Here is an 18,103-nt window from a genome sequence, read left to right on the forward strand (position 1 = left end):
ATGAGTGACGACTCCTACGTATTCGAAGGCCCGGCGGAACAGCCGACGCCGCGCGACAACAACCCGCCCCTGTCCATCTCGGAGCTGTCCTTCGCGCTGAAGCGGACGCTGGAGGAGCGGTTCGGCCATGTGCGGCTGCGGGGCGAAATCTCCAAGGTGAACCGCCATGCCTCGGGCCACGTCTATCTGACGCTGAAGGACGACAAGTCGGCCATCGACGGGGTGATCTGGAAGGGTGCGGTGCGGGGGCTGGGCGTCCAGCCGCAGGCGGGGCTGGAGGTCATCGTCACTGGCAAGATCACCTCCTATCCGGCGCGGTCGTCGTACCAGATCGTGATCGAGAGCATGGAGGCGGCAGGCGCTGGCGCCCTGTTGGCCCAGTTGGAGCGGCTGAAGCTGCGCCTGCGCGAAGAGGGGCTGTTCGAACCGGGACGCAAGAAGCCCCTGCCCCAGTTTCCACGCACCATCGGCGTCATCACCAGCCCGACCGGCGCCGTCATCCGCGACGTGCTGCACCGGATCGCCGAACGCTGGCCTTGTCGGGTCATTGTCTGGCCGGTGGTGGTGCAGGGCGATGCGGCGGCGGGTCAGGTGGCCAACGCCATTCGCGGGTTTGACGGTATTACGCCCGGCGGGCCGATTCCGCGCCCCGACCTGCTGATCGTCGCGCGCGGCGGCGGGTCGGTCGAGGATCTGTGGTGCTTCAACGATGAAGCCCTGGCCCGGACGGTGGCGGCGGCGCGCATCCCGATCATCTCGGCCGTGGGGCACGAGACGGACACCACCCTGATCGACTTCGTCTCGGACCGGCGCGCGCCGACGCCGACGGGCGCCGCCGAAATGGCGACGCCCGTGCTGGCGGACCTGCGCTACGCCGTTGCGGACATGGATCGGCGCCTGGTCCAGGCGGGCGGGCGGCTGATCGAGGATCGCCGCACCAGGCTGCGGGCCGTGGCGCGCGGCCTGCCTGCGCGGCCCGAAGACCTGCTGGCGCTGGCGCAGCAGCGGCTGGATCACGCCTCCAGCCGCCTGGCGTCGGGCCTGCACCGCAATGTGGCCCTGCATGAGCGGCATCTGGCCGTGGCGGCGGGCAAGCTGACGCCTGCCCTGCTGCGCGCCCGTCTGGACCGCAGCGACGACCGGCTGGGCAACGTCGCGGGACGTCTGGGCGCGGCCTTGCAGTCCAATGTGGCGCGCCATGAGCGGCGGCTGCTGCAGGCCGCCGGGCGGCTGTCGCCCGATCCGATCCATCGGCGGCTGGATCAGCGCCAGAACAGGCTGGAGGCCGTGGCCCTGCGTCTAGACGGCTGGGCGCCGCGTCGGCTGGAGCGGGACGCCGACCGGCTGTCCGCCCTGTCGCGCGCCCTGACCAGTCTGGACCCTGCCCGTCCCAAGCCCGGCTTCGCCCGCGTTGAGGGCGAGGACGGCGTCTGGATCACCGCCGCCGCCAGCTTGAACCCGGGTCAGTCGGTGCAACTGGTGTTCGGCGACGGCGCACGCGGGGCGGTGATCGAGGGCGGCGAGCCGCGCGTCGGATCGCCTGCCGCAGCGCCTAAGCCTGCGCCCAAGCCAAAGGCGCCGCCACCCGGACAGGGGGATTTGTTCTGACCCCCACGCAACGCAACCTCCATTGGCGGGGGCTGCGCTTCCTGCTAATCGCGCCCCTTCCTGTTCGTCCCGCTGAAAGCGACGCATGAAGATTCCCCGCATCGCCCTGGCCGCCTATGGCATGGCCATCGTCGTCGTCCTGCTGGACCAGATCAGCAAGGCCTGGATCATCAGCGGCCTGCAACTGCAGGAGATCGGGCGCGTCCCGGTGATCCGTCCGATCCTGAACTTCAGCTGGGTCGAGAACACCGGCGTCAGCTTCGGCCTGTTCAGCGGCGGCGAGGCCCGTTGGGGGCTGAGCATCTTTTCGATCATCGTCTCGATCGCCCTGGGCTGGTGGGCGCTGAAGTCGCAGCGGCGTCTGCTGATCGCGGCCATCGGCCTGGTCATGGGCGGCGCCATCGGCAACGCCATCGACCGCGTGCGTTTCGGCTATGTCGTCGACTTCATCGACTTTTCCGGCACGGGCGTGTTTCCCTGGGTGTTCAATGTCGCCGACAGCGCCATCACCATCGGGGTCGTCCTGCTGATTCTGGACACTCTTCTGTCCGAACGCGCCGCCAAGGTTGGCCCCGCCGCCGAAAAGTCGTAATCCACCGTCTTCACTATGCGGTCTTCGCTCCGGGGGAGCACCCGCATTAAGCCGAACAGAGCCTGAAACCATGCGTATTCGCAGTGTCGCCGTCCTGACCCTCGCCGCCTCCGCCGCGCTCGCCGTGTCGGCTTGCGGCACCATCAAGCAAGGCGTCGGCCTGACCAAGGTCGTGCCGGACGAGTTCGTCACCGTCTCGACCGCGCCCCTGACCGTGCCGCCCGAATACGGCCTGCGTCCGCCTGCACCCGGCCAGCCGCGCCCGCAGGAACTGGCCCCCGAAAGCGCCGCCCGTCAGATTCTGCTGGGCCAACGCCAAGGCGTCACCCGCACGGCGGGCGAGCAGGCTCTGGTCACGCAGGCCGGCGCCGACCAGGCCGATCCGCTGGCGATCTATGTCGTCGACGACGAGTTCGGCAACATCGCCCGTAAGGACGAAAGCTTCGCCAACCGCCTGATGTTCTGGCGCAAGAACGATTCGGCCAGCCAGGCTGCGACCACGCGCCAGACCGCAGACGGCGCCGTGACCATCGACGCCACGACCGAGGCCGCCCGCGCCCAGGCCCTGACCGGCGGTCGTCCCATCACCATCGTTCCGCGTCGCAACAGCGGCTTCAAGCTGCCGGGCCTGTAAGACCCGCCTTTCCATACGGAACCAGGACTTCTGACGGACGCTTGCCTTGGCAGCGTCCGTCTTTATTTTAAACGGACCCCATCGCGCAGGATCCGTGCCCATGACCGACGCCATCGACTTCTCCGTACTGTCCGGCGTGGAGCAGCTGCGTCTGGGCGCCAAGGCCGGGTTCACCGCCCCCATCGCCCGCACCGTCGGCTTCGACATGACCGAGATCGAGGAGGGCCGGGTGGTTTTCGAGGGCATCCCGACCGAGGCCGTCTATAATCCGCTGGGCACGGTGCACGGCGGCTGGATCGCCACCCTGCTGGATTCGGCCTGCGGCTGTGTGGTCCATTCCATGCTCAAGCCCGGCCAGACCTATACGACGCTTGAGCTGAAGACCGTCTTTCACAAGGCGCTGACGGCGGGCACGCCGGTGAGGGCCGAAGGGCGGATCGTGCAGATCGGCCGCCGCGCCGGTTTCGCCGAGGCGGATTTGCGGGGTCTGGACGGCAAACTGTACGCCACCGCCACCTCGACCTGCCTGGTGATGAGCGCCTGAGACGCAACTGAACACCCAGTTCGAAAGCGAAGGTTTGCCGCGCCTCGCTTTAGCCGCTATCAGCGGCGAGCGTTCTATGATCGGCCGCCGATCGTCGCGCGCGCCCTTTCGCTGTCGGAAATATATGCTGATGCGTCGCGTCCTAACCGCCCTCGCCGCCATTTCGATCGCGGCGTCTGTCCTGCCAGTCGCCGCCCAGGCTCAGAGCGGCCGTCAACGCGGCGGTGGTCAGCAACAGGCCGCTGGTCAGGACGAAGCGCCGCGCCGGGCGATTCGCATCGCCCCGCTGTCGCGTCGCGCGAACGCAGGCCCCTGCCCCTATGTGAAGATTCTTTACGACGCCGCCCGCTATGTCGAGTTCGAGGGTGAACGCGCCGCCATCGCCAACGTCGGCTATACGGGCGAGATCGAGAACCTGGCGTCCGACTGCCAGTATCGCGGCGACGAGCCCATCCGTCTGGACATGCGCGTCCTGTTCCAGTTCGGCCGTGGTCCGCAGGCGACCAGCGACCAGCGCACCTATCGCTATTGGATCGCGGTGACCGAGCGCAACAGCGCCATCCTGACCAAGGAATATTTCGACATCCCGGTGAACTTCGCCGGTCAGCGCACCGCCGCCGTGACCGAAGACCGCACCATCACCATTCCGCGCGCCGAAATCACCACCAACGGCGGCGCCTTCGAAGTGTTGGTCGGTTTCGACGTGACGCCGGAAATGGCCGAGTTCAACCGCTCGGGCAGCCGCTTCCGCGTCAATGCCGGAACGACGCCTGCGCCTGCCGCCGCCCCTACGAGCGAATAAATGGCTGATCTGAAGACCGTCCTCAGCGAAGCGGTCGCCGCCGCCTTCGCCGCCGAAGGCGTGGATGCGGCGCTGGCCCGCGTCACCCCGTCCGACCGTCCCGACCTGGCCGACTTTCAGTCGAACGGGGCCCTGGCCGCCGCCAAGGCGCTGAAGGCCAATCCGCGTGAACTGGCGGGCAGGATCGCCGAACGCCTGAGCGCCGATCCGCGTTTTTCCTCGGTCGAGGTCGCCGGTCCCGGCTTCATCAACCTGAAGATCGCCGACGCGACCCTGGCCGTGCGCGCCGCGGAAGTCGCCGCCGACGCCGATCACGCGGGCGCCGCGACGGTCGCCGATCCGCGCAAGGTGGTCATCGACTACGGCGGCCCGAACGTGGCCAAGCCGATGCACGTCGGCCATCTGCGCAGCGCCATCATCGGCGAGAGCCTGAAACGCCTGTTCCGCTTCCGCGGTGATGAAGTGACCGGCGACGCCCACTTCGGCGACTGGGGCTTCCAGATGGGTCTGCTGATCGTCGCCTGCGGCGATGAAGGCCTGGCCGACGCCTTCATGGTCGAGGGCGACGGTCCCTTCCCGGCCGAGACGCCCGTCACCCTGGCCGACCTCGACCGACTGTATCCCCTGGCCGCCGGCAAGGCCAAGGAAGACCCCGCCTTCCGCGACCGCGCCCGCAAGGCGACGGCGGAGCTGCAGAACGGCCGCCCGGGCTATCGCGCTCTTTGGCGGCATTTCGTGGCCGTCAGCCGCGAGGCGCTGAAGCGCGAATACGGCGACCTGTCGGTCGATTTCGACCTGTGGAACGGCGAGAGCGACGCCGATCCCCTGATGCCGGAAATGCTGGCCCATCTTAAGGACACGGGCTTGCTGGTCGAGGACGACGGCGCCCAGGTGGTTCACGTCGCCAAGCCCGGCGAGACGCGCAAGAAGAAGCTGGCCGACGGATCGGTGATCGAGGCCCCTTCCCCCCCGCCCCTGCTGGTCATCAGCTCGGAAGGTTCGGCCATGTACGGCACGACCGACCTGGCCACGATCCTGGACCGCAAGAAGGCGATCGGCCCGGACCTGATCCTGTACGTCGTCGACGAACGCCAGGCCGAGCATTTCGAACAGGTGTTCCGCGCCGCCTATCTGGCCGGATATGCGCCCGAGAAGTCGCTGGAGCATCTGGGCTTCGGCACCATGAACGGTCAGGACGGCAAGCCGTTCAAGACCCGCGCCGGCGGGGTGCTGAAACTGCGCGACCTGATCGATCAGGCGACGGAAAAGGCGCGCGAGCGCCTGCATGAAGCCAAGCTGGGCGACGACCTGTCGCCGGACGAGTTCGAGGCCATCGCGCACAAGGTGGCCATCGCCGCCCTGAAGTTCGCCGACCTGTCGAACGCGCGCACCACCTCTTACGTCTTTGACCTCGACCGCTTCATGAGCTTTGAGGGCAAGACCGGGCCGTACCTGCTGTATCAGGCGGTCCGCATCAAATCCCTGCTGAGGAAGGCCGCCGAACAGGGCGTGTCCGCTGGCCCCATCGTCATCGCCGAACAGGCGGAGCGCGATCTGGCCCTGACGCTGGACGCCTTCAGCGCGGCCGCGTCCGACGCCTATGACAAGCGGATGCCGCACCTGGTGGCGGAACACGCCTATCGCGTAGCGCAGTCGTTCTCGAAATTCTACGCCGCCTGCCCTGTGCTGGTCGCACCGGACGAGGACACGAAACGTTCGCGCCTCGCCCTGTCGGCGGCGGCCCTGCGCCAGCTGGAGACGGCGCTGGGCCTGCTCGGCATCGAGACGCCGGATCGTATGTGAGGATCAGTCCGTCTTCTTCTTGTCGGAGAAGGCGGCGTCCACCTCGTCTTCGGTGATCCGCTTGGACGGATCGCCCTTCTGGCCCAGGTTCTGTTCCTCGGTGCCGTCGCCCAGAACGCCGGGCGTGGTGTTGATCTTGACCGGCTTGTCTTGTTTGTCCGTCATTGCGGTGCTCCTTGACTGCACCACCCCAACGCTTCGCCGTTCGGCGTCGTTCCAGCTTCACAGGAGGTCTTGATGGCCCAGTCTTCGCCCCTCGACGCCTATATCGCCGGTCTGCCCAAGGCCGAACTGCACCTGCACATCGAAGGCAGCCTGGAGCCCGAACTGATGTTCGAACTGGCCCAGCGCAACAATGTCGCCATCCCCTATGACAGCGTCGAAGCGGTGCGGGCGGCCTATGACTTCTCGAACCTGCAGGACTTTCTGGACATCTATTATGCGGGGGCGGCGGTGCTGCTGACGCGCCAGGATTTCGAAGATCTGGCCTTCGCCTATTTCCAGCGGGCGGCGGCGGACAATGTGCGCCATGCCGAAATCTTCTTCGATCCGCAGACGCACACGGATCGCGGCGTGCCGTTCGGCGTGGTGGTCGAGGGGCTGATCGCGGGCATGGACCGGGCCAAGGCGGAACTTGGCGTGTCCAGCGGCCTGATCCTGAGCTTCCTGCGTCACCTGACCGAGGACGAGGCCTTTGCGACGCTTGAGGCGGCCAAGCCCTATCTGCACCATTTCATCGGCGTGGGGCTGGATTCGTCGGAGGTCGGCCACCCGCCGTCCAAGTTCCAGCGCGTCTTCGCCGCCGCCCGCGACCTGGGCCTGAAGCTGTGCGCCCACGCGGGCGAGGAAGGCCCGCCCGCCTATGTGCATGAGGCGCTGGACCTGCTGCACATCGACCGGATGGATCACGGCAACCGCTCGATGGAGGACGAGAGCCTGATCGAGCGTCTGGCCGCCGAACAGATGACCCTGACGGTGTGCCCGCTGTCGAACCTGAAACTGTGCGTGGTCAAGGATCTGAAGGACCACCCCGTGCCAGAGATGCTGCGTCGGGGCCTGCACGTGACGCTGAACTCCGACGATCCGTCCTACTTCGGCGGCTATGTGAACGAGAACTACAGCCAGTTGGCGCAGGCGGTCGGCCTGACGCGGGAACAGGTGACGCAGCTGGCGAAGAACAGTTTTGAGGGCTCGTTCCTGAGCGACGCCGAGAAGGCCGCGCGGATCGCAGAGGTCGAGGCCTACGCGGCGGCGTGATCCCCTCCACTTTCGTCATTCCGGGCGGAGGGCCGCTTGGCCCGAAGCCCCGGAACCCAGCGGCGCCGAAGGCGAAATGCGTCCGCGGCACGGACCCCAAACACCTAAACAGCGACAGGTTCGCGCTGTCGCGCGCCGCTGGGTTCCGGGTCTTCGCTACGCTGCGCCCGGAATGACGAAGGTGGGAGCGTCAGCGGCTTCCGACCACCCAATGTTCCTGATATGTTCGCATCATGGATCAGGCGAGCCCACAGCAAGACGATGGCGCGAACCTGCGCTGGCTGTTCATTGACCTGAACGCCTTTTTCGCCAGCGTCGAGCAGCAGATGAACCCCGAGTGGCGGGGCAAGCCGCTGATCGTCCGCCCGGCCGAGAGCGAATACACCGGCGCCATCGCCGCCAGCTATGAGAGCCGCCCCTATGGCATCCGCACCGGCACGCGGGTGTCCGAGGCGCGCCAGATGTGCCCCGACCTGATCGTCGCCGAGGCGCGGCCCGACGTCTATGTCGAGGTCCACAAGAAGATCATGGCCGAGATCGACCGCCATGTGCCGGTGTGGAAGGTCGGGTCCATCGACGAATGCTCGTGCGAACTGATCGGGTCGGAGCGGCAGGAGGCGAACGCGGTCGCCCTGGCGCGGCGCATTCAGGCGGGGATCATCAAGAATGTCGGCGAATGTCTGCGGTCGTCCATCGGCCTGGCGCCGTCGCGGTTCCTGGCCAAGACCGCCTGCGGGATGAAGAAGCCGGACGGGCTGACGATCCTGCGGGCCAATGAACTGCCCGGCTCCATCCTGCACCTGCCGCTGTCGACCTATCCGGGCATAGGATCGCGGATGCGCGAGCGGCTGGCGGCGGCGGGCGTGACGGACACGGCGGGTCTGTGGGACATGGGCGCCAAACAGGCCCGCGCCGTCTGGAACAGCATCGAGGGCGAACGCATCTGGCGCGGCCTGCACGGTCTGGACAGCGAACCGACGCCGGAAAAGCCCCCCGCCTCCATCAGTCACAGCCATGTTCTGGCGGCGCAGATGCGCACACCGGAAAAGGCGCGCGCGGTCGCCCGGCGGCTGATGGTCAAATGCGGGGCGCGGCTGCGGCGGATGGGGCTGACGGGGGCGGTGGTCAGCCTGCATCTGGACATGGGGCCAAAGGGCGCCAGACGCGGCTGGGACACGGCGGGCCTGACCTGCGCCGTCGCCCCGACCCAGGACACCTTCGCCCTGCTGGCCGCGCTGGACAGTCTGTGGCGCAGGGTCGAGCCCGAGTTTGAGGCCGGGCGACTGAGCTATGTCGGGGTCGGGGTCCACAAGCTGAAACCCAGCGGCGCCTTCGAGACAGACCTGTTTGATTCCGGCCCTGACCAGGGGGGCACGGCGCGGTCGCTAAAACTGTCCCAAGCCTTGGACGCGCTGAACCGCCGCTATGGCAAGGACACGGTCAGCATCGGCCCGAACGCGGGTCTGCCGGACTATATCGGCGCGAAGATCGCCTTTACGCGGATTCCCGATGCGGAGGATTTCTGGGAGTGAGGGCTAGGCGAGCAGCGTCGCCGCTTCGATCTCCGTCACGCCCCGCGCCCGGAAGCTGTCGTGCGCCGCCGCTTCAGTATCGGGCGCAATGGCGCGGCTGGCGTCGGTGATGACGATGGCCTCGAACCCTTCGCGCACGGCGTCCTCGGCGGTGAAACGAACGCAGTAGTCAAAGGCCAGACCCGCCAGAAAGACCCTTTGCACACCCAGATCACGCAGCAGGCCCGCAAGGCCCGTCCGGGTCTGGCGGTCGTTCTCGAAGAAGCCGGAGTAGCTGTCGACCGCCGGATTATAGCCCTTGCGGACCACGGCCAGGGCGCGGTCGATGGTCGGCTTCACATCGGGGTGGAAGTCGGCCCCGGCTGAACCCTGCAGGCAATGATCCGGCCACAGCATCTGGCGGCCATAGGCGACCTCAATCTCGGTGAAGGGCGTCGCGCCGGGGTGGTTGGAGGCGAAGGATATCTGATCCGACGTATGCCAGTCCTGCGTCGCGATCACCTTGTCGAACCGTTCCGCCAACTGGTTGATCAGCGGCATGATCCACGCCCCGCCCGCGACCGCCAGCGCGCCGCCCTCGCAGAAGTCGTTCTGCGGGTCGATGACCAGAAGGGCGTCGGCGGGACCGATGATCATGGCTCAGGCTCCGGTTCAGGCGCTCGCGAAGGCGTCGATTTCGTTGGCCGAGCCCAGGGCGACGGGAATGCGCTGGTGCAACTGGGTCGGCTGAACGTCGAGGATGGGCTGGACGCCGTCGGTGGTCGCCTTGCCGCCCGCCTGTTCGACAAGCAGGGCCATCGGATTGCCTTCGTACATCAGGCGCAGCTTGCCCGGCTTGTTCGGCTCGCGCTTGTCCCACGGATAGAGGAAGACGCCGCCGCGCATCAGGATGCGGTGGACATCGGCGACCATGGCCGCGACCCAGCGCATGTTGAAGTTCTTGCCGCGCGGCCCCTCCGCCCCCTGCAGCACGCCGTCCAGATAGCGCTGGACCGGCTCGGCCCAGTGACGCTGGTTGGAGACGTTGATCGCGAACTCCTTGGTATCCGGCGAAATCGTGATGTCGTCGTGGGTCAGCAACCACTGGCCGTCGTTGGACAGGGTGAAACCCTTCACGCCGTCGCCCGTCGTCAGCACCAGCATGGTCTGGGGGCCATAGACGGCATAGACGGCGGCGACCTGATGGCGGCCTGTCTGCAGGAAATCGGCCTCGACCGGCGTCGGGGTCGCCGACTTCAGCACCGAGACGATGGTGCCGACCGGCGCATTGATGTCGATGTTGGACGAACCGTCCAGCGGGTCGAACAGGGCCAGATATTCACCGGCCGGATTGGAGGCGGGCTCGACCTGATCCTTTTCCTCGGATGCGACGCCGGCGATGGCGGGACAGGCCAGAAGCGCCTGGGTCAGCATGTCGTCGGTGATGACGTCCAGCTTCTTCTGCTCCTCGTCCTGGACGTTGATCTGGCCCGATGCGCCCAGTGCGCCGACCAGGGCGCCGCCCGCCACCACGTCGCTGATCTGGGCGCAGGTTGCGGCGATCACGGTCAGGACAGATTTCAGTCCCTGCGGCGCCTCCAGCGCGGCGATGTGGTCGTCGAGACGAAGGCGGTCGGCGGACATGGAGGCTTTCCCGTAGGTTGTTGGGCGTCGCGCACTCATGGCCGCACAGGACGCGCGGGGCAAGCTCTGTCAGACCTCTGATGCACTGGCGACGCTTGACTTGAGGCCTGACTCGATGGCTTAGGTCGGTCGCTCTCGCGGGAGAGTTCGGGGCTGGGAAATCAGGCTCGACGCCGAAGGCGCAACCGCCCCGGAAACGCTCAGGCAAACGGACCGCGATAGCATACGGACGCTGGAAAGCCGCTCTTTTACGGGCGCGCCGACGGAGCAAGGCGGAAACGCCGGAATCTCTCAGGCTTCAGGACAGCGGGGGCGCGAGGACGGCGGCGAAGCTCCGCCACAACACGCGACCGCGAAAGTCTGAACCATGACCGACCAAGCTCTCAAGACCACGCCGCTGAACGCCGCGCACCGGCGCTTAGGCGCCCGCATGGTGGGTTTCAGCGGCTATGACATGCCGGTCCAGTATGAAGGCGTTCTGGCCGAACACCGCTGGACCCGCGAACATGTCGGCCTGTTCGACGTATCGCACATGGGCCAGTGCAAGATCACCGGCGCGGACGCCACGGCGCAGTTCCAGCGCTTCGTCCCCGGCGACTATGAGATCCTGAAGGCGGGCAAGCAGAAATACACCCTGCTGCTGAACAAGGACGGCGGCATCATCGACGACCTGATGGCGGGCCGCCCCGACCATGACGGCCTGTTCGTCGTCGTCAACGCCGGCAACAAGGACGAGGATTTCGCCTTCTGGAACGCCAATCTGGAAGGCGACGCCAAGCTGACGGTTCTGGACCGCGCCCTGATCGCCATCCAGGGCCCGGAGGCCGCCGAGCTGATGTCGGCCCATGAGCCGGTGCTGGCCGAGATGGGCTTCATGGAGACGGCCCGCCTGATGCTGTTCGGCGCCGACTGCTATGTCTCGCGCTCGGGCTACACCGGCGAAGACGGCTATGAGATTTCGGTCCCAGCGGATCAGGCCGAGCGCATCTGGAACACCCTGCTGGAAGACGCCCGCGTCAAGCCGATCGGCCTGGGCGCCCGCGACAGCCTGCGGCTCGAAGCTGGCCTGCCGCTGCACGGCCACGACATCGACGCCGCGACCACGCCGGTCGAAGGCGCGCTGACCTTCGCCCTGTCCAAGTCGCGCAAGGAACGCGCAGACTTCAACGGCGCCGACATCATCCTGAAGCAACTAGCCGAGGGTCCGTCGCGCGTCCGCGTCGGCCTGCACGTCAAGGAAGGCGCCCCAGCCCGCGAAGGCGCCGAGATCGCCGACGCCGACGGAAACATCATCGGCAAGGTCACCTCGGGCGGCCCCTCCCCCAGCCTGGGCAAGAACATCGCCATGGGCTTCGTGCCGCCCGCCTTTGCGGAACTGGGCACGGAACTGAAGGTTCTGGTTCGCGGCAAACCCGCCGCCGCCGAAGTCATCGCCATGCCGTTCGTGGCGCAACGCTATTACCGCAAGCCGAAGGCGTAACCCTCTCTGTCCGTCACCCTCGGGCTTGACCCGAGGGCCGGGCGATCAACCGCTCGTGCGAAGACATAGGCGCACGGACAGCACAACATCCGATCCTCGGGTCAAGCCCGAGGATGAAGGCTTTAGGAGAAGCAAGATGCATTTCACCAAGGATCACGAGTGGGTCAGCGTCGACGGCGATATCGCCACGGTCGGCATTTCCAAGCACGCGGCTGAGGCTCTGGGCGACGTGGTGTTCGTCGAGGTGCCGGAAGTCGGCAAGACCTTCGCCAAGGGCGACAGCTTCGCCGTGGTCGAAAGCGTCAAGGCGGCGTCGGACGTCTATGCCCCCGTCTCGGGCGAAGTGGTCGAGGCCAACGACGTGCTGTCGACCGCCCCGGAGACCGTCAACGCCGCCGCCGAAGCCGATGGCTGGTTCGCCAAGATCAAGATCTCGGACGCCTCGCAGCTGGACGGCCTGATGGATCAGGCCGCCTACGACGCCTTCCTGGCCACGCTGTAAGCCGTGTTCACGGTCTGCTTCACCCACGCGACCACGACGCCTTCGCAACCTGGCCTGAGCCAGTTGGTCGAGGCGGCGCTGGCCGACTGCGGGGCGGAGCGGACCGGGCTGGAAGCGGAGATTCGGCTAAGCGACGGCGCGTTGCTGTATATGTTCGGAGAAGACGCCCCGGACGGGATGCTGGCGGAATACCCGGTTCTAACGCCAGCCATCGCTGCCGCGCTGCTGGCCGTTCTGCGGCGCACCAACAGCTTCATGCTGGATGGTCCTGGCGGGAGATTGTTGGTGCGCCCTGCGGGCAATGTGGGCGAGCCCCGCACACCCCTGATGTACGAAGTCGAGCTCCGGGAGGTCGAGGACGCCGATGCGCTCACCGATCTGTTGAAAGGCCTTCGAAACAACCGCAGCACCACGCCGAGCCGTCCGCAGTCCTCGCCTTCACGCACCCCAGCCAGAGCCAAGCCGGGTTTTTCAATCACTGACTTCCTTTTCGGAAAAGCTGTCTAGATGCGCTACCTCCCCCTGACGCCCGACGACCGCACGGCGATGCTCGCCGCCATCGGCGCGAAATCCATCGACGACCTGTTTGTCGACGTGCCCGAGAGCGCGCGTCTGGACGGGCCTGTGGACCTGCCCCGCGTCGCGGGCGAACTGGAGGTCGAGCGCGCCTTGTCCGCCATGGCCGCCAAGAATGCGACCGCCGGCGCCGTGCCCTTCTTCTGCGGCGCAGGGGCCTACAAGCACCACGTGCCGGCGACGGTGGACCATGTGATCCAGCGGTCGGAGTTCCTGACCAGCTACACCCCCTATCAGCCGGAAATCGCGCAGGGCACGCTACAGTACCTGTACGAGTTCCAGACCCAGGTTGCGAACCTGACCGGCATGCCGGTCGCCAACGCGTCCCTCTATGATGGTTCGACCGCCATGGCCGAGGGCGTGCTGATGGCCACGCGCGTGACCCGCCGCAACAAGGCGGTGATCTCGGGCGGCGTCCACCCCCACTACGTCAAGGCGACCGAGACCGTGGTTCACGCCGTCGGCGTGGAGACGCAGGCGCTGGCCCCGGCGTTCGACGCCGAAGCCGCCGTCATCGACCAGATCGGCCCGGACACCGCCTGCGTCGTCGTCCAGACGCCCAACGTCTTCGGCACCGCCACCGACGTGACCAAGATCGCCGAGGCCGCCCACGCCGCGGGCGCCCTGCTGATCGTCGTGGTGACGGAAGCCGTGTCCATGGGCCTGCTGAAATCGCCCGGCGAAATGGGCGCCGACATCGTCGCGGCCGAAGGCCAGTCGATCGGCAACGCCCTGAACTTCGGCGGCCCCTATGTCGGCCTGTTCGCCACGCGCGAAAAGCTGATCCGCCAGATGCCGGGCCGCCTGACCGGCGAGACCGTGGACGCCGACGGCGAGCGCGGCTTCGTCCTGACCCTGTCGACGCGCGAACAGCACATCCGCCGCGACAAGGCGACCTCGAACATCTGCACCAACTCTGGCCTCTGCACCCTGGCCTTCACCATCCACATGAGCCTGTTGGGCGAGACGGGCCTGCGCAAACTGGCCCTGCTGAACCACGAGAAGGCCGTCGCCACCCGCGACGCCCTGGCCGCCATTCCGGGCGTGGAGGTGCTGACGCCGCGCTTCTTCAACGAGTTCGCGATCCGTCTGCCCAAGGGCAAAAAGGCCGCCGAGGTGGTGGACACCCTGGCCGGTCATCATGTGCTGGCGGGCGTCCCCTACAGCCGTCTGGCGCCCGACGCGGGTCTGGACGACGTCCTGCTGGTCGCGGCGACCGAGACCACCCTGGATCATGACATCAAGTTCCTGGCGAAAGCGCTCGCCACGGTGCTGGCGGCCTGAGCGGAGACAGAACAATGAGCACGATGAACACTGTCGGCCGCCCGACCGCCCCGAACCAGGTCGATTCCAAGCCTGCCACCCTGACCGGCGGTCGCGGCCTGTTGCAGAATGAAGCCCTGATCTTTGAGGGCGACGGCTGGGGCAAGACCGGCGTCGATCTGCCGGAGCCCAAGACCGATGCGTCGGACCTAGGCGACCTGGTCCGCAAGGATCCGATCGGCCTGCCCGGCCTGTCCGAGCCCGAGGCCATGCGCCACTACGTGCGCCTGAGCCAGAAGAACCACGCCATCGACCTGGCCATCTATCCGCTGGGGTCGTGCACGATGAAGCACAACCCGCGCCTGAACGAGAAGATGGCGCGTCTGGCCGGTTTCTCGGACATCCATCCGCTGCAGCCGATTTCGACGGTTCAGGGCGCGCTGGAGCTGATGGACACGCTGGCCCACTGGCTGAAGACCCTGACCGGAATGCCCGCGGTCGCCCTGTCGCCCAAGGCGGGCGCGCACGGCGAACTGTGCGGCCTGATGGCCATCCGCGCCGCCCACGAGGCCAAGGGCGAGCATGAGCAGCGCCGCAAGGTTCTGGTCCCGACATCCGCCCACGGCACCAACCCGGCCACCGCCGCCTTCGTCGGCTATTCCGTCGTCGAGGTCGCCCAGACCGAGGACGGCCGCGTGGACGTCGCCGATCTGGCGTCCAAGCTGGGGCCGGACGTCGCCGCCATCATGGTGACCAACCCCAACACCTGCGGCCTGTTCGAGCGCGACATCATCGAGATCGCGCGCCTGACGCATGAGGCGGGCGCCTATTTCTACTGCGACGGCGCCAACTTCAACGCCATCGTCGGCCGGGTCCGCCCCGGCGACCTGGGCGTCGACGCCATGCACATCAACCTGCACAAGACCTTCTCGACGCCGCACGGCGGCGGCGGTCCCGGCGCGGGTCCGGTGGTGCTGTCAGAGGCCCTGGCCGCCTTCGCCCCTGCCCCCTGGGTGGTGCATGACGACAACGGCTATCGTCTGATCGAGCGCGAGGAAGACGAGGCGGAACAGGCCTTTGGCCGCCTGTGCGCCTTCCAGGGCCAGATGGGCATGTATGTGCGCGCCCTGTCCTACATGATGTCGCACGGCTCTGACGGCCTGCGTCAGGTGGCTGAGGACGCCGTGCTGAACGCCAACTACATCAAGGCCCGCCTGCAGGACCTGATGAGCCCGGCCTTCCCAGAAGGCCCGTGCATGCACGAGGCCCTGTTCGACGACGAATGGCTGAAGGGCACGGACATCACCACGCTCGACTTCGCCAAGGCGATGATCGACGAAGGCTTCCACCCGATGACCATGTATTTCCCGCTGGTCGTCCACGGCGCCATGCTGATCGAACCGACCGAAACCGAGTCCAAGGCCGAACTGGACCGCTTCATCCATGCCATGCGCCTGCTGGCCGAGGCGGCGAAGGCCGGGGACGTGGACCGCTTCAAGGGCGCGCCCTTCCATGCGCCGCTGAAGCGCCTGGACGAAACCCGCGCCGCCCGCTCGCCGGTGCTGCGCTGGTCGGCCCCGGAAGGCTCAAACCAGGCGGCCTGAAAGGTCTGAACGGTCTGACCGAATGAAGCAGCGCTCGTCCCCTCGCCGGGGCGGGCGCTGTTTTCGTTTGTGCGACGCTTTTCGTCGTTTCGGGTCTAGGTTGCCCCCATGACCAACTGGACCACCCACGACATTCCCGATCAGACGGGCAAGCTGGCCATCATCACCGGCGCGACCGGCGGTCTGGGGCTGGAGACGGCGCTGGTGCTGGCGGGCAAGGGCGCAGAGGTCGTGCTGGCGGCGCGCAACCCGTCCAAGGGCGCCGAGGCCGAGCGCTTGATCCGTGAGCGCCACGCCGGGGCCAATGCCCGTTTCGACCTGCTGGACCTGGGCGATCTGGCCTCAGTCGAGGCCTTCGCGGGGCGTCATCTGGCGCAGGACCGCCCCATCGACATCCTGATCAACAACGCCGGGATCATGGCCCTGCCAAAGCGCCAGACGACGGCCGATGGGTTCGAGATGCAGTTGGGGACCAACTATCTGTCGCACTTCGCCCTGACAGGCCGTCTGCTGCCGTTGCTGAGCGCGGCCAGGGCGCGGGTGGTGCAGTTGTCCAGCATCGCGCACCGGGGCGGCCGCATCCGACTGGACGACCTGAACTATCAGAACGGGTACGGCGCCTGGCCCGTCTATCAGCAGTCCAAGCTGGCCATGCTGATGTTCGCGCTGGAGCTGCAACGCCGCAGCGGCACCCAGGGCTGGGGCCTGACCAGCGTCGCCGCCCATCCGGGGTTCGCCCGCACCGACCTGATCGCCAATGGCCATGGCGACAGTCAGCCTGGCCTGTTTGCCCTCGGTGCGCGGCTGATCGAGGGCGTGCTGAGCCATTCTGCGGTTGACGGCGCCCTGCCCATCCTGATGGCGGCGACCCTGCCGGATGCCACGCCGGGCGCCTATTACGGGCCGGTGGGGTTTCAGGAGATGAAGGGGCCGCCGGGTCGCGCCGTCATCAAGCCCCAGGCCCGCGACGCCGATGTCGCCCGACGTCTCTGGACGGAATCCGAGCGGCTGACAGGCGTGTGCTACGGCTGAGGCGTTCCGCCGCGGCTTTCATGACCAAGACTTCATCCTGGCGCCTTGGATCGGCCATTCGCCCGCGTTGTTAAGGACTTGTGGCAACCCCGCCACGGTGCGCCTTTCCTTTCCCGACGAGGGATCGCGCGGCCGTGGCGGTCGTTGTCATACGGCCTTTTCCTCCCCATCTGGCGCACCTGTGACCTACGCACCCGCTCTCATCCACCCGCAGACCGCAACACGCAGCCGTACGCTGCGCGTCGTGAAGCGCTGGGCGCTGATGGTGGGCGGGCTGTTCGTGGTGCTGCTGGGCATCCTGATCGCGCCCCTGCCCGGCCCCGGCGGCATCCCCGTCATCGCGGTCGGCCTGATGCTGATCCTGAAGTCGTCCTATTGGGCCAAGCGGCAGTTCATCCGCGCCCAGTACGCCAGGCCGAAATGGGTCTATCCCTTCCGTCGTCTGATGCGGAAGAATCCGGAGATCGCGCCGGTCTTCTGGCAACAGGCGCTGCGGGCCGAGAAGGTGGTGCTGAAACGCCCGCGTCGTCGTCTGATGCGCGCGCGTAAGGGCCTGCGTCGCTATTTCCGCAAGCTGTTCCGTTAGTTACCCCAACATCTCGCAGTTGCGTTGCTGCAACCGCTAACCACAAGAACGTGAACGCGGGGCCTCCCAACCCGGCGTATCCTGTGTGCGCGTTATCAGTGAACCGAAACATGCGTTGGGAGGCGCGAAGGTCATGATGTCACGCGTAAAAAAAGGCCTGATCGCGGGCGTCGTCGCGACCATCGCCGTATCCTTGCTTGAGATCCCGAACATGTTCCTCAACTGGTTTGATCCCTTCCAGGGGGTCATCGCCAGCATGATCGGCATGCCGGGCAACCTGGCCGTCGGCTGGGCCATCCACGTCTTCAGCGGCATCTTCATCCTGGGTCCGCTGTTCGGGGTTCTGTGCCCCCGCCTGCCGACGGACACGCCCGAAACCAAGGGCATCGTCTTCGCCGTCGGCGCCTGGGTTCTGATGATGCTGGGCGTGATGATGTTCGGCGACTATCGCACCTTCACCGCGGGATCAGGGTTCGGCACCATCGCCTGGCTGCTGATCACCCATGCGGTGTTCGGGATCGTGTTGGGCAATGTCTATGCCCGGCTGGTCGCGCGTGAAAAGCGCGGCGCCACGGTCATCGGCGGCGCACACGCCCACTGACCTGATCCGTCAGACATAAGAAAAGGGCCCCGACAGCGACGCCGGGGCCCTTTTTTCGTTCGAT

19 protein-coding genes and 2 riboswitches are annotated in these 18,103 nt (G+C 66.9%); of the genes, 16 read left to right on the forward strand and 3 right to left on the reverse strand.

Going from position 1 to position 18,103, the window contains the following annotated elements; translation table 11 throughout:
* The 6 genes from xseA to argS all read left to right on the forward strand — a co-directional run bounded on the left by xseA (position 1) and on the right by argS (position 5,983).
* Complete coding sequence (xseA, locus tag KWG56_RS09655; RefSeq protein WP_219354592.1) at positions 1-1,608, forward strand: exodeoxyribonuclease VII large subunit; 1,608 nt, start codon at positions 1-3, stop codon at positions 1,606-1,608.
* Positions 1,609-1,693: 85 nt separating this feature from the next.
* Positions 1,694-2,200, forward strand: coding sequence for a signal peptidase II (gene lspA / locus KWG56_RS09660; RefSeq protein WP_201099178.1), 507 nt, complete (start codon positions 1,694-1,696; stop codon positions 2,198-2,200).
* Between the two features lie 70 nt (positions 2,201-2,270).
* On the forward strand, positions 2,271-2,834 hold the full coding sequence (locus KWG56_RS09665; RefSeq protein WP_201099170.1) for a DUF3035 domain-containing protein: 564 nt from the start codon (positions 2,271-2,273) through the stop codon (positions 2,832-2,834).
* A gap of 100 nt (positions 2,835-2,934) precedes the next feature.
* On the forward strand, positions 2,935-3,378 hold the full coding sequence (locus KWG56_RS09670; protein ID WP_219354593.1) for a PaaI family thioesterase: 444 nt from the start codon (positions 2,935-2,937) through the stop codon (positions 3,376-3,378).
* 130 nt (positions 3,379-3,508) lie between these two features.
* On the forward strand, positions 3,509-4,180 hold the full coding sequence (locus KWG56_RS09675; protein ID WP_219354594.1) for a Tat pathway signal sequence domain protein: 672 nt from the start codon (positions 3,509-3,511) through the stop codon (positions 4,178-4,180).
* A complete protein-coding gene (gene argS / locus KWG56_RS09680) occupies positions 4,181-5,983 on the forward strand; it encodes an arginine--tRNA ligase (protein WP_219354595.1) in 1,803 nt (600 codons plus the stop codon).
* Positions 5,984-5,986: 3 nt separating this feature from the next.
* Here argS and KWG56_RS09685 read toward each other — a convergent pair whose 3' ends face one another.
* The gene (locus KWG56_RS09685; protein ID WP_201099163.1) at positions 5,987-6,148 is read right to left on the reverse strand and encodes a hypothetical protein; all 162 of its coding nucleotides are present in this window, start codon (positions 6,146-6,148) and stop codon (positions 5,987-5,989) included.
* A gap of 72 nt (positions 6,149-6,220) precedes the next feature.
* Here KWG56_RS09685 and KWG56_RS09690 point away from each other — a divergent pair, with 72 nt between their 5' ends.
* Together KWG56_RS09690 and KWG56_RS09695 are read left to right on the forward strand one after the other, a co-directional pair.
* The gene (locus KWG56_RS09690; protein ID WP_219354596.1) at positions 6,221-7,240 is read left to right on the forward strand and encodes an adenosine deaminase; all 1,020 of its coding nucleotides are present in this window, start codon (positions 6,221-6,223) and stop codon (positions 7,238-7,240) included.
* 233 nt (positions 7,241-7,473) lie between these two features.
* Positions 7,474-8,772, forward strand: a complete 1,299-nt coding sequence (locus KWG56_RS09695; protein ID WP_219354597.1) for a Y-family DNA polymerase — start codon at positions 7,474-7,476, stop codon at positions 8,770-8,772.
* Positions 8,773-8,775: 3 nt separating this feature from the next.
* On the opposite strand, the gene pncA is transcribed toward KWG56_RS09695, so the two are convergent.
* Positions 8,776-9,408 carry a bifunctional nicotinamidase/pyrazinamidase gene (gene pncA, locus KWG56_RS09700; protein ID WP_219354598.1) on the reverse strand — a complete coding sequence of 211 codons (633 nt, stop codon included), beginning with the start codon at positions 9,406-9,408 and terminating at the stop codon, positions 8,776-8,778.
* A gap of 15 nt (positions 9,409-9,423) precedes the next feature.
* Positions 9,424-10,395, reverse strand: a complete 972-nt coding sequence (locus KWG56_RS09705) for a class 1 fructose-bisphosphatase (protein WP_219354599.1) — start codon at positions 10,393-10,395, stop codon at positions 9,424-9,426.
* Between the two features lie 128 nt (positions 10,396-10,523).
* Positions 10,524-10,621, forward strand: a riboswitch (glycine riboswitch).
* A gap of 4 nt (positions 10,622-10,625) precedes the next feature.
* A riboswitch (glycine riboswitch) is annotated at positions 10,626-10,704 on the forward strand.
* Positions 10,705-10,762: 58 nt separating this feature from the next.
* On the opposite strand from KWG56_RS09705, the gene gcvT reads away from it, so the two are divergent.
* From gcvT to KWG56_RS09745, 8 genes are all read left to right on the forward strand, one after another.
* Positions 10,763-11,875: a glycine cleavage system aminomethyltransferase GcvT gene (gcvT, locus tag KWG56_RS09710; protein WP_219354600.1), complete on the forward strand. Its 1,113-nt coding sequence runs from the start codon at positions 10,763-10,765 to the stop codon at positions 11,873-11,875.
* Positions 11,876-12,011: 136 nt separating this feature from the next.
* Positions 12,012-12,377 (forward strand): glycine cleavage system protein GcvH, encoded by a 366-nt coding sequence (gcvH, locus tag KWG56_RS09715; protein WP_219354601.1) that lies wholly within the window; start codon positions 12,012-12,014, stop codon positions 12,375-12,377.
* 3 nt (positions 12,378-12,380) lie between these two features.
* Positions 12,381-12,884 carry a hypothetical protein gene (locus tag KWG56_RS09720; RefSeq protein ID WP_219354602.1) on the forward strand — a complete coding sequence of 168 codons (504 nt, stop codon included), beginning with the start codon at positions 12,381-12,383 and terminating at the stop codon, positions 12,882-12,884.
* Positions 12,885-14,237, forward strand: a complete 1,353-nt coding sequence (gcvPA, locus tag KWG56_RS09725) for an aminomethyl-transferring glycine dehydrogenase subunit GcvPA (RefSeq protein WP_219354603.1) — start codon at positions 12,885-12,887, stop codon at positions 14,235-14,237.
* 14 nt (positions 14,238-14,251) lie between these two features.
* The gene (gene gcvPB / locus KWG56_RS09730; RefSeq protein ID WP_219354604.1) at positions 14,252-15,820 is read left to right on the forward strand and encodes an aminomethyl-transferring glycine dehydrogenase subunit GcvPB; all 1,569 of its coding nucleotides are present in this window, start codon (positions 14,252-14,254) and stop codon (positions 15,818-15,820) included.
* 108 nt (positions 15,821-15,928) lie between these two features.
* Positions 15,929-16,852 (forward strand): SDR family oxidoreductase, encoded by a 924-nt coding sequence (locus tag KWG56_RS09735; protein WP_219354605.1) that lies wholly within the window; start codon positions 15,929-15,931, stop codon positions 16,850-16,852.
* A 181-nt stretch (positions 16,853-17,033) separates the two neighbouring features.
* Complete coding sequence (locus KWG56_RS09740; RefSeq protein ID WP_244999455.1) at positions 17,034-17,438, forward strand: PGPGW domain-containing protein; 405 nt, start codon at positions 17,034-17,036, stop codon at positions 17,436-17,438.
* 133 nt (positions 17,439-17,571) lie between these two features.
* Positions 17,572-18,039, forward strand: a complete 468-nt coding sequence (locus tag KWG56_RS09745; protein ID WP_201099138.1) for a DUF6789 family protein — start codon at positions 17,572-17,574, stop codon at positions 18,037-18,039.
* Positions 18,040-18,103: the final 64 nt, after the last annotated feature.

It is taken from the genome of Brevundimonas nasdae (assembly GCF_019395145.1).
Lineage (GTDB): Bacteria > Pseudomonadota > Alphaproteobacteria > Caulobacterales > Caulobacteraceae > Brevundimonas > Brevundimonas nasdae.

What these genes read in the sequence shown, in the direction of transcription:
- gcvT (WP_219354600.1), top strand. Translation starts at nt 10,763, where the DNA reads ATGACCGACCAAGCTCTCAAGACCACGCCGCTGAACGCCGCGCACCGG.
- gcvPA (WP_219354603.1), top strand. Translation starts at nt 12,885, where the DNA reads ATGCGCTACCTCCCCCTGACGCCCGACGACCGCACGGCGATGCTCGCC.
- lspA (WP_201099178.1), top strand. Translation starts at nt 1,694, where the DNA reads ATGAAGATTCCCCGCATCGCCCTGGCCGCCTATGGCATGGCCATCGTC.
- KWG56_RS09690 (WP_219354596.1), top strand. Translation starts at nt 6,221, where the DNA reads ATGGCCCAGTCTTCGCCCCTCGACGCCTATATCGCCGGTCTGCCCAAG.
- argS (WP_219354595.1), top strand. Translation starts at nt 4,181, where the DNA reads ATGGCTGATCTGAAGACCGTCCTCAGCGAAGCGGTCGCCGCCGCCTTC.
- gcvPB (WP_219354604.1), top strand. Translation starts at nt 14,252, where the DNA reads ATGAGCACGATGAACACTGTCGGCCGCCCGACCGCCCCGAACCAGGTC.
- KWG56_RS09735 (WP_219354605.1), top strand. Translation starts at nt 15,929, where the DNA reads ATGACCAACTGGACCACCCACGACATTCCCGATCAGACGGGCAAGCTG.
- KWG56_RS09745 (WP_201099138.1), top strand. Translation starts at nt 17,572, where the DNA reads ATGATGTCACGCGTAAAAAAAGGCCTGATCGCGGGCGTCGTCGCGACC.
- KWG56_RS09695 (WP_219354597.1), top strand. Translation starts at nt 7,474, where the DNA reads ATGGATCAGGCGAGCCCACAGCAAGACGATGGCGCGAACCTGCGCTGG.
- KWG56_RS09705 (WP_219354599.1), bottom strand. Translation starts at nt 10,395, where the DNA reads ATGTCCGCCGACCGCCTTCGTCTCGACGACCACATCGCCGCGCTGGAG.
- KWG56_RS09685 (WP_201099163.1), bottom strand. Translation starts at nt 6,148, where the DNA reads ATGACGGACAAACAAGACAAGCCGGTCAAGATCAACACCACGCCCGGC.
- pncA (WP_219354598.1), bottom strand. Translation starts at nt 9,408, where the DNA reads ATGATCATCGGTCCCGCCGACGCCCTTCTGGTCATCGACCCGCAGAAC.
- KWG56_RS09665 (WP_201099170.1), top strand. Translation starts at nt 2,271, where the DNA reads ATGCGTATTCGCAGTGTCGCCGTCCTGACCCTCGCCGCCTCCGCCGCG.
- gcvH (WP_219354601.1), top strand. Translation starts at nt 12,012, where the DNA reads ATGCATTTCACCAAGGATCACGAGTGGGTCAGCGTCGACGGCGATATC.
- xseA (WP_219354592.1), top strand. Translation starts at nt 1, where the DNA reads ATGAGTGACGACTCCTACGTATTCGAAGGCCCGGCGGAACAGCCGACG.
- KWG56_RS09670 (WP_219354593.1), top strand. Translation starts at nt 2,935, where the DNA reads ATGACCGACGCCATCGACTTCTCCGTACTGTCCGGCGTGGAGCAGCTG.
- KWG56_RS09675 (WP_219354594.1), top strand. Translation starts at nt 3,509, where the DNA reads ATGCGTCGCGTCCTAACCGCCCTCGCCGCCATTTCGATCGCGGCGTCT.